The following is a 15171-nucleotide window of genomic DNA, read 5'->3' as shown; positions in this document are numbered from 1 at the left end:
GCTGCACGTGTGCGATCCGTCGTCGCGCCGCCGCGAACCGCTTTGGAAATCCCTGCGCTGTCAGGTGGCCGGCCGGCGGGCCGGCCACCCCGTGTCCATCACCAGCCGAAGCCCGCGCCGATACCCACCGACTTCTCGTCACCGCTGAAGGCGCCACCAACCGTCACCGTCGCGCGCTCGCTGATCGCACGCTGGTAACCGATCGACAGCGCGCTCTCGCCGCTCTGGAAGCCGACACCGACACCAACGCGGTTCTGCGTGCGCACGCCCGCGGCGCTGGTGGCCATGTTGAGCATCGCGGCGTTCATCGCGCCCTGGCGGTCCATGCGACGGTCGACATCGTCGAAGCGACGCTCCACGTCGCCGCGGTACGCCTCGAAGTTGTCGTCCCATGCGGCGAACTTCGCGTCCGTGTAGGCATTCGCCGAGCCCAGCGTTTGGGTTGCGGTGCTGCGCACCTGGCCCACGTTGGCCGCGTCGGTATCAGCCGTACCGGCCGCCACGTTGGTGACCTGCCGTTCGTTGCCGGTGCTGCCGACCGAGACGGTGTTGGCGCGGGTGGCAACCGAACCGTCGCCCAGCGCGACCGAGTTGTTGCCCGATGCCACCGCGCCTTCACCGATCGCGGTGCCCGCCGAACTCACCGGAGCGGTGAGCTGGCTGCCCCCCGGCGCAGCGGCCTGTGCACCGCCCACCTGCACCGGACCACCGGCCGACATCGTCCGGGGCCCGCCGGATACGGTTGCCGTTCCCACTGCGGGCGTTTCTTCGGAATCAGAGTCGGTCGAAACCGGGCCGTCGTCCACCATCGCGATGCCGGTGTCGCCGGTCACCGATGCGGACGCATCCGGTGATACGGCGTCGCCTGCACCAGCCCCGTCCTGCACGGCGGCGTCCTGCGATGTCTGCAGGGAAGCGACGTCCGACTGCAATGCCGAGGTCGCGGCAGCGACGCCCGCGATGTCCTGCTCCGCCCACGACATCCGGTTCGTCAGCGAGCCGATCTCGGCATCGAGTGCGCCGATCGCGTCACCGACGCTGTAGTAGTTGCCCCCCTGAACGGTGTAGACCGGTGCGACGAGGCTTCCGAACGCCGTCACGCCTGCGCCGCCGCCGAGCGCTTCCGCAGTGCTCGACATCGCGCCGAAGAGCTGTCCACCGGTGATGGCGTCCCTGCTGCCGGACGTCACGGCGCCTGCGGCGAGGTTGGTCAGCCGCGTGCCGTTGTTGCCGTCCAGCGTAATCACCGAGTGCGACTCGTCGTCGTACCGCACCGCACCTTCCGCGACCGAGTTGAGTTGAGCCACGTTGACGGCGTCGGTGTCCTCGGTACCTTCCGCGACGTTGGTGATCTGGCGATCGACGGGCTGGTGAACGACGCCGTACTCGTCGGTCCACGCCTGCGCCGCACCGACCGAGATGGTGCTGGCGCGATCAGCCATCGAACCGGCGCCGAGCGCCACGCTGTCTGCCGCCGCTGCATAGGCATTCGCGCCGATTGCGACGCCATTGATGCCATTGCTGTCGACGGTCGCCCGCCAGCCCTGCGCGATCGCGTTGTCGGCGAGGCTGAGAGTGCCGCGACCGATCGCGACCGCGTTGGTGCCGTCCGCCAGGCTCGTCGCGCCAAGCGCCATCGCATAGTTCTCCGTGGCAAGGGCGCCGCGGCCGATTGCGATGGCGCTGATGCCATCCGCCCAGGTATCCATACCCAGCGCCGTGGCACCGCCGTCTGCCGCCCAGGCACCGTAGCCAAAGGCGGACGCGTTGGCGGCGGTGGCCCAGGCCGAGGCGCCGAAGGCAGTTGCGCCATTGGCGGTGGCCCACGCGTAGGCGCCAGTCGCAGTGGCGTCGCCACCGCTGGCCCATGCATTGCTGCCGACGGCCGTACTCCACTCACCCGTTGCGCGCGACTTGAAGCCGTTGGCGGTGCTGTTGCCCCCCAATGCCTGGGCACCGCTGCCGAACGCGGAAGCACTAGCTCCAGTGGCCAGCGCGCCGGCACCCACGGCGGCAGCATCCACCCCGGCCTGGGCCGCGACGAGCTCGGGATTGCCCTCGTCGTCGGTGATCGGCGAGTTGAACTGGTCGTAGGCCTGGCCCATGCCACCGACCGCGACCGAACCGGTCGCCGCACTGCTGTTCATGCCGACGGCCACTGCGTTGTCGCCCAGTGCCGTCGCGCCGCTGCCGACTGCCGAGGAACCGGCCCCGAATGCACTGCTGCCGGCACCGACCGCGGTGCTGTAGTCGGCCTCGGCGTAGGCATCCGAACCTGCCGCGGTGGCGTCCTCGCCCAGCGCGAAGGCTTCGCCGTCGCCGGTGGCGCGGAAGTAACGGGTGTCGGCGGTGGCTTCCTGCAGCTGGTCGAGGTTCACCGCGTCGGTGCCCTCGGTACCCGCCGCGACATTGGTGATCTGGCGCTCGGCACCGGCCGAACCGACCGACACCGTGCCGTCGCGATCGGCCACCGAGGCCTGGCCCAGCGCCACGCTGTTGTCGGCAGCCGCGACACTGTCGGACCCCAGCGCCAGGCTGCTGTCGCCTTCGGCCGAGGAGAAGTTGCCCAGCGCGGTGGAGTTGAAACCGCCGGCGTAGGCCGCGCCACCCACGGCGGTGGAGAAATCGCCCGCGGCTTCGGTCGGGATCAGGCCGAAGAACGCACCACCGACGGCGACGCTGTTGTCGCCGCTGGCGATCGCGTTGGCGCCGACCGCGGTGGCGTCGAAGTTCGAGGCCAGTGCACCAAAACCGACGGCCGTGCTGGTATCGGCCGAGGCTTCCGCGCCGTAGCCCAGCGCGGTGGCGCCGAAACCGGTGGCGGTGGCGTAGCTGCCGTAGGCCGACGCACCATCGGCCGTGGCCTCGGAACGGAAGCCGCTGGCGGTGGCCTGGGTACCGGAGGCGGTGGCCTCGGTGCCGGTGGCGGTGGCATAGGCGCCGTCGGCGGTGGCCGACGCACCGGTCGCGGTCGCGCCGATTTCGCCGGCGTAGGCCGCGGTGCCCAGTGCGGTGCTGGTTTCACCCCAGGCTTCGGCAAACGCGCCCAGCGCCACCGAATCGATGCCCGCGCCCACGCTGTTGAAGCCGATCGCGGTGGCGCCGATGTCCATTGCGAAGGCGCCGCTGCCGAAGGCGGACGACCCGTCGCCCTGTGCCTGCGCGGTGGAGCCCACCGCGGTCGAGTAGTCACCGTCCGCTGCGGCACCCGAGCCCGCCGCAAGCGCTTCCTCACCGGTGACCCAGGCCTCGCCTTCGCCGGTGGCCTTGAAGTAACGACTGGTCTCCTCGGCGACGTCCGCCACCTCGTTGAGCTGGGCGACATTCACCGCATCGGTGTCCTCGGTACCCGCCGCGACATTGGTGATCTGGCGCTCGTTGCCGGCGCTGCCCACCGAGACGGTATCGGCACGGTCGGCTTCCGATCCGGCGCCCAGGGCCACGCTGTTGTCGGCAAGTGCGAACGCGCTCTCGCCGATGGCGGTTGCGCTCGTCGCATCGGCCCAGGCATTCCAGCCGACCGCGGTTGCATAGTCCTCCGTGGCCCATGCGCCGGCGCCGAATGCGGCGGCACCGGTGCCCGTGGCCTGTGCGGGGATGAGGCCGAAGAACGTGGTACCGCCGACCGCGACGCTCTCGTCGCCGGTGGCCGCGCTGTATTCGCCCACCGCGACGCTGCCGGTGCCTGACGCACCGGCCGCGACACCGACCGCGGTCGAGTAATCGCTGGCCGCCGCGGCGCCGTAGCCGAGCGCGGTGGACTGGTAACCGGTGGCCTCGCTGAAGCCACCGAAGGCCGAGCCGTAGTCGCCCGCCGCCGAACTGCTGTAGCCGGCCGCGATCGCCTGCCCGCCCACGGCATCGGCACCGGCGCCCACGGCGGTGGCGAGGAAGCCGCTGGCCTGCGCGCCCGCCCCCAACGCCGAGGCGCCGAAGCCGGTCGCCGCGGTGGCCTGGTCGAGCACCACGTTGCCGGCCTCGTCCTCGTAGTACAGCCAGCCGCCGAGCGCGGTGCTGGAATCGCCTTCTGCCACCGCGTTGTAGCCCGAGGCGTAGGCGTAGGTGCCCCACGCCGTCGCGCCGCTGCCCACTGCGGTCGAGCCCACGCCATAGGCGCTGCTGCTCGAGCCCAGCGCGGTGGAATAGTCGGCTTCGGCCAGCGCATTGGACCCCGCGGCGGTGGCGTCCGCGCCTTCGGCGAACGCCTCGCCATCGCCGGTGGCGCGGAAGTAGCGGGTGTCGGCAGTGGCCTCTTCGAGCTGGCCGAGGTTCACCGCGTCGGTGGTCTCGGTCCCCGCCGCCACGTTGGTGATCTGACGCTCGGCACCTTCGGAGCCCACCGACACGCTGTTGTCGCGGTCCGCAAGCGAACCCTGGCCAAGTGCCACGGAACCTTCCGCGGTTGCCACGGCATCCGAGCCGAGCACCACGGTGTTGTCGCCGAGGCCTTCGGCAAAGTTGCCGACCACCGTCGAGTTGAAGCCGGCCGCATAGGCCGCCCCGCCGATGGCGGTCGAGAAATCACCCGAGGCCTCCGTGGGCAGCAGGCCGAAGAAGCCTGCGCCGCCCACGGCGACCGAGTTGGCACCGGTCGCCTGTGCGCCCTGGCCGACTGCGGTGCTGGTATCGCCGGCCGCCACGCTGTCGGAGCCGACCGCCAGGCTGCCCGAGCCGGACGCCTCGCTGAAGTTGCCGAGCGCGGTGCTGTTGAAGCCCGAGGCGGTCGCGTAACCGCCGACCGCGGTGGTGTAGTCATCGGTCGCCTGCGCAAGGAAGCCGAATGCGGCCGAGGATTCGCCGCTTGCGACGCTTTCCGCACCGACCGCGGTCGCCACCTCGCCGGAGGCATCGGCGAAGAAGCCCACCGCGGTGGCTTCGATGCCCGAGGCGTCGGCCAGCGCACCCGAGGCCAGGCTGCCGTCGCCCGTGGCAACCGCGCCTGCCCCGGTGGCGGTCGACAGCTCACCCGACGCCAGGCTCTCGGCGCCCAGCGCGATCGAGTATTCGCCCGCCGCCTCGGCGAGCGCGCCCAGCGCCAGTGCATTGGCCGCCGAGGCGCTGGCATTGAAACCGACCGCGGTGGCGTTGGTTTCGAGTGCGAACGCCCCGCTGCCGAACGCCGAGGCGCCCTGCTCCAGCGCGAGCGCGGAGGAACCCACCGCGGTGCTGTAGTCGCCATCCGCGGCTGCGTTGGAACCCGCCGCGACGGCTTCGTCGCCGGTCACGAACGCCTCGCCCTCGCCACTGGCCTTGAAGTAGCGCGACGTGCCTTCGGCGACGTCGGCCACTGCCTCGAGCTGGCCCATGTTGACCGCGTCGTTGGCATCGATGCCATCCGCGACATTGATGATCCGGCGCGTTGCTGGATGCCCGCTGGCACCGGTGCCGTTGCCGACCGAAACCACGTTGGCCTCGGTGGCGCGCGAACCGGCGCCCAGCGCCACGCTGCTCTGGCCATTGGCCCAGGCACTCACGCCGATCGCGGTGGCATTGATGCCGCCATAGGCGAACGTGTCGCGGCCGATCGCGGTGGAACCTGCCGAGGTGGCCCAGGCGAACTGGCCCAGCGACGTGGTGTTGTCGGCGGTGGCTCGCGCGGAACCGCCCATCGCGGTGCTGTTGAGCCCGCTGGCGGTCGCCGTGCTACCTGCCGCGAGACTGGCACTGCCGCTGGCGGTGGCGGTGTTGCCCAGCGCGGTGGCGTTGAGGCCGGAAGCCGAGGCGCTGATGCCGACCGCGGTGGTGCGGGTGTTGGTGGCCGCGGCGCCATAGCCCAGGGCGGTCGCGAAATCACCGGTGGCCTCGGTGAAGCCGCCATTGGCGGTGGCTGCCAGGCCGGTGGCCTGGCTGTTGTAACCGGTGGCGGTGGCCTGGGTGTTGCTGGCGACGGCCCCGGCGCCGGTGGCCGTGGCGAACGCGCCGGACGCCTGTGCCCCGGCACCCAGGGCCGAAGCACCGTCGCCGGTGGCCGACGTGGCCTGGTCGAGCAGGACCTCGCCGGTGGCCGGATCGACGTAGTACAGCGTGCCGCCGACGGCGGTGCTGGAGGTCGCCTCGGCCACCGCGCCATAACCGGACGCGGTGGAGAACTGCCCGCCCGCCAGTGCACCGGTGCCGAACGCGGACGCGCCCTCGCCAAGCGCACTGCTGCCGGCACCGACCGCGGTGCTGTAGTCGGCCTCGGCGTAGGCATCCGAACCTGCCGCGGTGGCGTCCTCGCCCAGCGCATAGGCTTCGCCATCGCCGGTGGCGCGGAAGTAACGGGTGTCGGCGGTGGCTTCCTGCAGCTGGTCAAGGTTCACCGCGTCGGTGCCCTCGGTGCCGGCGGCGACATTGGTGATCTGGCGTTCGGCACCGGCCGAACCGACCGACACCGTGTCGTCGCGATCAGCCACGGAGCCCTGGCCGAGTGCCACGCTGCTGTCGGCGGCCGCGACGCTGTCGGAACCCAGCGCCAGGCTGCTATCGCCTTCGGCCGAAGCGAAGTTGCCCAGCGCGGTGGAGTTGAAGCCACCGGCAAAGGCGGCGCCACCCACGGCGGTGGAGAAATCGCCCGCGGCTTCGGTCGGGATCAGGCCGAAGAACGCACCGCCCACCGCGACCGAATTGTCGCCGCTGGCGATCGCGTTGGCGCCGACCGCGGTGGCGTCGAAGTTCGAGGCCAGTGCACCAAAACCGACGGCCGTGCTGGTATCGGCCGAGGCTTCCGCGCCGTAGCCCAGCGCGGTGGCGCCGAAGCTGGTGGCGGTGGCGTAGCTGCCGTAGGCCGACGACCCATCGGCCGTGGCCTCGGAACGGAAGCCGCTGGCGGTGGCCTGGGTGCCGGAGGCCGTGGCCTCGGTGCCGGTGGCGGTGGCATAGGCGCCGTCGGCGGTGGCCGACGCACCGGTCGCGGTCGCGCCGATTTCGCCCGCGTAGGCCGCGGTGCCCAGTGCGGTGCTGGTTTCACCCCAGGCTTCGGCGAACGCGCCCAGCGCCACCGAATCGATGCCAGCGCCCACACTGTTGAAGCCGATCGCGGTGGCACCCGCTTCCATTGCGTACGCGCCGCTGCCGAAGGCGGACGACTCGTCACCCTGTGCCTGCGCGGTCGAACCCACCGCTGTCGAATAGTCGCCTTCCGCAAGCGCATCCGCGCCGGCGGCCACCGACTCCTCGCCCTCTGCCCAGGCCTGGCCTTCGCCGGTGGCCTGGAAGTACTGGCTGGTCTCCTCGGCGACGTCCGCCACCGCATTGAGCTGGGCGACGTTCACCGCGTCGGTGTCGGCAGTGCCGGCGGACACGTTGACGATCCGCCGCGTCGCCGGCGCACCACCGGCACCGGTGCCATTGCCCACGGACACCGTATTGGCCTGGCTGGCGATCGCACCGTGACCCAGCGCCACCGCGTTCTCCGCACTGCCCTGCACGATCGCCGCGCGGCCGACCGCAACACCGCCGGTCGCCAGCGTCTGCGCGTTGAAGCCGACCGCGGTGCTCTGCTGTGCGCCTGCGCGCGCGTTCGAGCCCAGCGCGGTGGCGCCGGTCTGCTGCGCATTCGCGCCCGCACCCAGCGCGGTGGCGTTGGCGGCGGTCGCGCGGCTGTTGGCGCCGACCGACGTCGCGCTGGTGGCGGTGGCCTGCGACGACGCACCCAGTGCCACGGTGTTGGCGCCGGTGGCCTGTGCGGCACGTCCGATCGCCACTGCCTGCGCGCCGCTCGCCCTCGCCTGGCTGCCGATCGCGACCGCGTTCTGCCCGCTCGCATCCGCGGACCCGGCCGCGGCGCAGCGCGCCAGCAGGCTGGTATCGAGCACCAGGCAGTTGCGGTTCTCGCCCACTGAAACCGACTGGCCCATCGCCGCCGGCGCCAACAATGCACCGGCCAGCGCCAGGCCGAGGGTCGCTGCCCGCATGCCGTATCCGCGCAGCACGACATCGGCTGCCCGTACACCGGCGCTGTCGCCCGAGGCGAGCTCCGATGCCACGACCAGCTGGTTCAGCGACTTGTTCCAGACCTTGCGGTAGATGCGGTTCATCGATGCGTTCCTTCGAGAGTGGTGGACGCCACGCGCAGAGCGCGCAGGTTGGAAATCGAGGAAGAGGCAGACGATCTGCCAAGGCCGGACAGCTGGCATGTCCGCCGTGCACGGGTGCACGGCCTGCATGCAAAGCTGAACTCCCCCTCAACGGCCTGTTGACGCTCGATACTGCGACCCGGTGACGCAGGGAGTCAAGCCGTGACGCGGAACAGCCATGAAGGCACTGGATGTGACGACATTCGTCACGAATATGACCGCGTGGCAGCACGAGACCGGCCGATGTCGCCATGACGCGACGGAACTACGTCACTACGGGCAACTGGCTGCGGGTCACACATGCAGCCACCTGACCCGACGCGCCACGCCCGAGGTCAGACGGACGAACACCGGCATAGACACGCGAGGAACCGGGCGCTTCTTTCCCGCCGGCACGAAAAAGCCCGCCTTGCGGCGGGCTTGGAGGGGATCCGGCCTGACCTGCGGCCGGCCCGCTGCCGCGTGGTCAGCCGACCGCGCGGCGGGCGTTGCGGAACATCCGCAGCCAGGGCGAATCGTCAGGCCAGTCGGCCGGGTGCCAGCTGAAGTTGAGCGTGCGCAGCGTGCGCTCGGGATGCGGCATCAGGATGGTGGCGCGGCCGTCCACACTGGTCAGGCCCGCGATCGCGTCCGGCGAGCCGTTGGGATTGGCCGGGTACATCGCCGCCGGCGCGCCGGTGTTGTCGAGGTAGCGCAGCGCCACCACGGCCTGGCCGGCATCGGCATCGCTGTCGAAGCGGGCCCGACCCTCGCCGTGGGCGATGGCCACCGGGATGCGCGAACCTTCCATGCCCTGCAACAGCAGCGACGGCGTCGCCTCCACGCCGAGCAGCCCGAGGCGCGCCTCGAACTGCTCGCTGCGGTTGCGCAGGAAGCGCGGCCAGTGCGTGGCACCGGGGATGATGTCCCTGAGCTGGGACATCATCTGGCAGCCGTTGCACACGCCCAGCGAAAACGTGCCCTCGCGTGCGAAGAACGCGGCGAATGCATCGCGCAGATCGTTGCGCTCGAGGATCGAGGTGGCCCAGCCACGGCCGGCACCGAGCACGTCGCCATAGCTGAAGCCGCCGCAGGCGACGAGGCCCTGGAAGTCGCCCAGCTGCAGGCGACCGGCGACCAGGTCGCTCATGTGCACGTCGATCGCGCTGAAACCGGCACGGTCGAAGCCGACCGCCATCTCGGTCTGGCTGTTGACGCCCTGCTCGCGCAGGATCGCCACCCGCGGCCGCACGCCGCGCGCGATGTACGGCGCAGCGATGTCGTCGGCCGGGTCGAATCCGAGTACCGGCTTGAGGCCGGGATCGTCGAACCGCCGCGCGGCAGCACGCTCCTCGTCGGCGCACTCGGGGTTGTCGCGCAGGCGCTGCAGCGCATGGCTCACCGACCACCACGCATCGAACAACGCCTCCCAACGCCACTCGGCGAGGATGTCGCCGTCGTCCAGCACGCGGATGGTCGGCGCCGTCGTCGGCCGCGCGATGCGCTGCGCGCACTCCACCAGCCCGTGGCGCGAGACCAGGTCGGCGAACTCGGCGCGGTCGCCCGCCGCGATCTCGACCACCGCGCCCAGCTCCTCGTTGAACAGCACCCGGAACACGTCGTCGATGCGGTCCTCGCCCCAGCCGGCGAGATCGATGTCCAGACCCGCATGCGAGCAGAACGCCATTTCGCACAGTGCGGCGAAGGCACCGCCGTCGGATCGGTCGTGGTAGGCGAGCAGAAGATCCTGTTCGCGTGCGTCGCGCACCAGTTCGAAGAATGCGCGCAGCCGCTCGGGCTGGTCGAGATCCGGGCAGGCACCGCCGAAGGCGCCGTGGCACTGCGACAGGATCGAGCCGCCAAGGCGCTGGCGACCACCGCCGAGACCGATCAGCCACAGCTCGGTATCGCGGCGGCCCGACAGCAACGGGGTGAGCTGGCGGCGCACGTCGGCCACCGGCGCGAATGCGCTGACCACCAGTGAGACCGGCGAGACCGCCTTGTGCGCGCCCTCCTCGCCCTGCCACTGCGCCTGCATCGACAGCGAGTCCTTGCCGACCGGAATCGACAGGTCGAGCGACGGACACAGCTCCATGCCGACCGCGCGCACCGCATCGAACAACCGCGCGTCCTCGCCGTCGTGGCCGGCGGCGGCCATCCAGTTCGCCGACAGCTTGACCTGCTCGAGAGAGGCGACCGGCGCGGCACACAGGTTGGTGATCGCCTCGCCGACCGCCATGCGCGCGGCGGCTGCAGGATCGATCAGCGCCAGCGGCGTGCGTTCGCCGATCGCCATCGCCTCGCCTGCATGGCCGTCGTAACCGGCCAGGGTGATCGCGCAGTCGGCGACCGGCATCTGCCACGGGCCGACCAGCTGGTCGCGTACGGTGAGGCCGCCGACATAGCGGTCGCCGATGGTGATCAGGAACTGCTTGGAAGCAACGGTCGGGTGCGCAAGCACCCTGAGGCCGGCGTCGTGCAGATCGAGCGTGCGGCCGTTGAGCACCGGCCAGCGCGCCGTCGCCGGGCGTTCCACATCGCGGTGCATCTTCGGGGCCTTGCCGAACAGCACGTCCATCGGCAGGTCGATGGGGTGAGCGGAGGCGTTTGCGGACCACGGGTCCGCGCCTTCGCGAACGCCGGCAGGCGGTGCCTGCTGACCGGGCACCGCGGCGGCATCGCCATAAACCGAATCCACGGTGGCGCCGTAACCGACCACCAGCCGTTCCTCGGCGGTGGCGTGGCCGACGACCGCGAACGGGCAGCGCTCGCGCTCGCACAGCGCGGCGAACTCCTCCACGCGCTCGGGCGCGATGCCCAGGACGTAGCGTTCCTGCGATTCATTGCTCCACAGCTGCATCGGCGACAGCGACGGATCGTCGCTGGGCACGCGGTCGAGGTCGATCACGCCGCCGACGCCGGAGTCGTGCAGCAGTTCCGGGATCGCGTTGGACAGCCCGCCGGCGCCGACATCGTGGATCGACAGGATCGGGTTGCGTTCGCCCAGCGCCACGCAGCGGTCGATGACCTCCTGGCAGCGGCGCTCCATTTCCGGGTTCTCGCGCTGCACGCTGGCGAAATCCAGCGCCTCGTCGCTGCTGCCGCCGGCGACCGAACTGGCGGCGCCACCGCCCAGCCCGATCAGCATCGCCGGCCCGCCCAGCACCACCACCGCCGAACCCGGCCGCAGCGGCAGCTTGGTCACCTGGTTGCGGTCGATCGCACCCAGTCCCCCCGCCAGCATGATCGGCTTGTCGTAGGCCCAGGTGATCCCGGCGTCGGGCTGCGCGAGTTCGAAGCTGCGGAAATAACCGGTGAGGTTGGGGCGGCCGAACTCGTTGTTGAACGCGGCGGCACCCAGCGGGCCGTCGAGCATGATCTCGAGCGCCGGCGCCAGGCGCGGATTGAGCGCGCGCGGCTGTTCCCAGTCCTGCGGCAGGGTCGGGATGCGCAGGTGCGACACCGAGAACCCGGCCAGTCCGGCCTTCGGCTTGCCACCCCGGCCGGTGGCGCCCTCGTCGCGGATCTCGCCACCGGCGCCGGTGGAGGCGCCCGGGAACGGCGAAATCGCGGTGGGGTGGTTGTGGGTTTCGACCTTGATGCAGAACGCGCTGTCGGCCAGCGGCTCGGCGCGGTATTCCTGGGTCTGCGGATCGGGTCGGAAGCGGCGCGCGGGGAAACCTTCCACCACCGCGGCGTTGTCGCTGTAGGCGGTCAGCGTGTATGCCGGCGTCTGCGCATGGGTGTGGCGGATCATGGCGAACAGCGACTTCGGCTGCGCCTCGCCGTCGACGGTCCAGCTGGCATTGAAGATCTTGTGCCGGCAGTGCTCGGAGTTCGCCTGCGCGAACATCATCAACTCGACATCCGACGGGTCGCGGCCGAGCTGCGCATAGCGCTCGCGCAGGTAGGCGATCTCGTCCTCGGCCAGGGCCAGGCCGAGCCGGTCGTTGGCGGCATCGAGTTCGCCAAGCGGAATGCGTTCGAGCGCGCCGCGTGCGGGCACCGCGAACAGGCCGGCAGCCTCGTCGTGGCCGGCCAGCAGCGACTGTGTCATCGGATCGTGCAGCAGGCGCTCGATCGCGGGCGCCCCGGCGTCGCGCCAGCCGGCGAAATCCAGCCGCACGCCGCGCTCGACACGGTGCACCGGCAGGCCGGCACCCTGCAGGAGCTCGGTGGTCTTGCTCGCCCAGGGCGAGATGGTGCCCAGCCGCGGGGCGACGAAACGCGAGACCGCGCCTTCGGCCAGCGGTTCGACACCGTCGCGCGCCTGCAGGATGCGCTGCAGGGCGGCCGGATCCGGGATCGCGCCCGGCTCGGGATCGACCCAGTAGACATGCCATGCGCCCAGCAGGCGCAGGTCCGGGGCAACGGTGAGCAGGCGGGCTTGGAGGCGCTCCAGTCGGAACGCTGACAGGGCCGGCAGGCCCTCGAGGACGATCATGTCCGGCAGCTGGTGGGACGGGCCCGCTATTGTAGCGGACGCGGTGCCGCAGGCCCGGCCCCTGCACTCCAGCCCCCCGCCGCCCGGTACGGCCGCTCAGCCCGCGGTCAACCTGCGGCCTGCGGCCGGTGGCTGGCCTCAGCCATCAGCCGCAACGGCACCATCGGCGTTCTTCGCCAGGTCATCCAGTGCCGCGCGCAGCGCCGTCGGCGGCATGTAGCCCGGCAGCTGGGTGCCGTCCTCGGCAATGATCAGCGGAGTGCCGCTCAGGCCGATGCGCTGGCCGAGTTCGTAATGCATCGCCACCGGATTGGTGCAGCGGCGCGACGGCACGGTCTTGCCCGACTTGGCGTCGGTCAGCGCCTGCTTGCGGTCCTCCGCGCACCAGACCGCCTCCATCGTGCGGAAGTCCTCGCTCGACGGTCCCATGCGCGGGAATGCGAGGTACTGGATCGCGATGCCTTGGCGGTTGTACTCGTCGATCTCCTGGTGGAGCTTGCGGCAGTAGCCGCATTCGACGTCGGTGAAAACGGTGACGGTGTAGGTCGGCGCCGGCGGGCCGAACACGATGCGGTCGCTCTCCGGAACGTCAGCCAGCAGCGTGCGGCGCACCTTCGCCAGCCCGACCTCGCTGAGATCGCGCCGCTGCTCGATGTCGAACAGGCTGCCCTGCAGCAGGTAGCGGCCGTCATCGCTGACATACAGCACCTGGCCGCTGACGATCACCTCGCGGAAGCCGTCGATCGGCGCCGCACCCACGGCATCGACCTCGACGCGCGGATTGATGCTGCGGATCGCATCGACCGCGCGGCCATCGGCACTGGCCGGGTCGACATCGGGCCCGGACGCCGGCGGCGTCCCGTTGGCGGCGCCCTCGCCGGCGGCGGGTGCGGGCGCCTGCGCGCAGGCGGTCAGGCTGAACGACGCGATCAGCATCGCAGGCAGCAACAGCTTCATGGCTGGGGTCATCGTGCGGATCCGACCGCGCGCGGAGGCGGTCTCGAAGGTGGCCGGATTGTCGCACGCCCCACCCGGACGCCCGCTGAGCGCTCAGGCGCGTGGATGGTGGCGGGCGTGCAGGCGCTTGAGCTGTTCGCGCGCGACGAGGGTGTAGATCTGCGTGGTCGACAGCGAACTGTGGCCGAGCAGCATCTGCAAAGCACGCAGGTCGGCGCCGTGGTTCAACAGATGGGTGGCGAAGCTGTGGCGCAGTGCGTGCGGGCTGACCCGTGCCGGGTCGATGCCCGCGACCGCGGCGTAGGCCTTGACCATCGACCAGAACCGCTGCCGCGTCAGCGGCTGTCCGCCGCGGGCCAGAAACAGCACGCCATCCGCCGGCAATGCGCGGCCCGTGGGCGCGCCCCCGGAACCGCGGGCGGCCAGCTGCGGACGCGCGCGCGCGAGGTACTGCTCAAGCCAGTACTGCGCTTCCTCGCCCAGCGGCACCAGGCGGTCGCGGCTGCCCTTGCCGGTCACGCGCAGCACGCCCTGGCGGAGGTTGACGCCATTGGCGACCAGCCCGACCAGCTCGCTTACCCGCAATCCGCAGGCGTACATGAGTTCGAGCATCGCGCGATCGCGCAGGCCGTCGACATCATCGGTGTCGGGCGCCGCCAGCAGCGCTTCGATCTGGCCTTCGGTCAGCGCCTTCGGCAGCAGGCGGCCCTGCCTGGGGGCTTCGAGCAGGGCGGTCGGGTCGTCGCTGCGCTCGCCGCGCGCGACCTGGCTGATGAAGAAGGTGCGCAGTGCCGACAGCAGCCGCGCATTGCTGCGCGCGGTGAAGCCGTGGAGGGCGCGCCATGCGAGGTAATCGAGCAGGTCGGCGCGAGCGGCCCGGGGCAGGCCACCGCCACGGCCATCCAGCCAGCGCGCCAGCAGCACGAGGTCGCTGCGGTAGCTCTCCAGCGTGCTGCGCGCGAGCCCACGCTCCGCCCAGACGACATCCAGGCAACGATCAATGGCCCGCGCATCGGCATCAGCCAATTGCGGCAGCGACATGGAGGCCTGGCGGCGGTCAGCGGGAGTGGGCATGCGGCGGAGGTTAGCGGGTTGGCGTTCCTTTGCCGGTGCCGACGGCAGGCGGCAGGGGGCAGGCGACGAACAGTGTCGCTGGAACGCGCTTGTGGATCCGCGTCGCCGGCGTGCACCGCGACGGAACCTGCGTCGTGGCGAACGGTATCCTTGCGCGATGAACCAGCACGCGCTTCCCGTCGCACGCCCGCGCCCCTGGATCGGCTGGCGCCTCGCCGCACTGTTCTATGACCTGTGGCCGGTGCTTGCGATGTGGTTCGCGCTCGGCTTCGTGTTCGCGCTCGGGCACACGGTGCTCGGCCAGCACGATCCGCGCGAGAACATCTCGCCGCTGGGTGCGCTGCAGTGGCTGCTGTGGGCCTGCTGCTGGACCGTGACGGGACTCTATGCGGTCGCCAGCTGGCGCCGCGGCGGGCAGACACTCGGCATGCGGCCATGGCGCTTGCGGCTGGTCACGCTCGAAGGCGGCCCGGCGCAGGCGCCAGCACTGTGGCGACGTTATGTGGTCGGAACGCTGTCGTTGCTGGCCGGCGGCCTGGGCTTCTGGTGGGCGTGGTTCGACCGCGATGGCCTGACCTGGCACGACCGCGCCAGCGGCACCCGGCTGCTGCGCGAGCCCAAGCGCTGAGGCGGCCTGCCGCGGATCGACGCGGATGGAAT

General features: G+C 71.2%; 5 protein-coding genes. 1 reads left to right on the top strand and 4 read right to left on the bottom strand.

Features of this window, described 5'->3' with window-relative positions:
* Nucleotides 1-98 precede the first annotated feature (98 nt).
* From LDO11_RS01685 to xerD, 4 genes are all read right to left on the bottom strand, one after another.
* Entirely contained in the window at nt 99-8018 is a 7920-nt protein-coding gene (locus LDO11_RS01685; protein WP_232140006.1) for an ESPR-type extended signal peptide-containing protein, read from the bottom strand.
* A gap of 505 nt (nt 8019-8523) precedes the next feature.
* The gene (gene purL / locus LDO11_RS01680) at nt 8524-12480 is read right to left on the bottom strand and encodes a phosphoribosylformylglycinamidine synthase (protein WP_232140004.1); all 3957 of its coding nucleotides are present in this window, start codon (nt 12478-12480) and stop codon (nt 8524-8526) included.
* 138 nt (nt 12481-12618) lie between these two features.
* The gene (locus tag LDO11_RS01675; protein ID WP_232140320.1) at nt 12619-13437 is read right to left on the bottom strand and encodes a DsbC family protein; all 819 of its coding nucleotides are present in this window, start codon (nt 13435-13437) and stop codon (nt 12619-12621) included.
* Between the two features lie 93 nt (nt 13438-13530).
* On the bottom strand, nt 13531-14511 hold the full coding sequence (gene xerD / locus LDO11_RS01670; protein ID WP_232140003.1) for a site-specific tyrosine recombinase XerD: 981 nt from the start codon (nt 14509-14511) through the stop codon (nt 13531-13533).
* 157 nt (nt 14512-14668) lie between these two features.
* On the opposite strand from xerD, the gene LDO11_RS01665 reads away from it, so the two are divergent.
* On the top strand, nt 14669-15139 hold the full coding sequence (locus LDO11_RS01665) for an RDD family protein (RefSeq protein WP_232140001.1): 471 nt from the start codon (nt 14669-14671) through the stop codon (nt 15137-15139).
* The last annotated feature ends 32 nt before the right edge of the window (nt 15140-15171 follow it).

Source organism: Alterluteimonas muca (genome assembly GCF_021191595.1).
Lineage (GTDB): Bacteria > Pseudomonadota > Gammaproteobacteria > Xanthomonadales > Xanthomonadaceae > Luteimonas > Luteimonas muca.
Note: the sequence above shows the minus strand (reverse complement) of the source record. Positions and strands in the feature narration are given on the sequence as shown.

Bases quoted from the DNA above. Each gene is read 5' to 3' on its own strand.
- purL (WP_232140004.1), bottom strand. From the start codon at position 12,480: ATGATCGTCCTCGAGGGCCTGCCGGCCCTGTCAGCGTTCCGACTGGAG.
- LDO11_RS01665 (WP_232140001.1), top strand. From the start codon at position 14,669: ATGAACCAGCACGCGCTTCCCGTCGCACGCCCGCGCCCCTGGATCGGC.
- LDO11_RS01675 (WP_232140320.1), bottom strand. From the start codon at position 13,437: ATGAAGCTGTTGCTGCCTGCGATGCTGATCGCGTCGTTCAGCCTGACC.
- LDO11_RS01685 (WP_232140006.1), bottom strand. From the start codon at position 8,018: ATGAACCGCATCTACCGCAAGGTCTGGAACAAGTCGCTGAACCAGCTG.
- xerD (WP_232140003.1), bottom strand. From the start codon at position 14,511: ATGCCCACTCCCGCTGACCGCCGCCAGGCCTCCATGTCGCTGCCGCAA.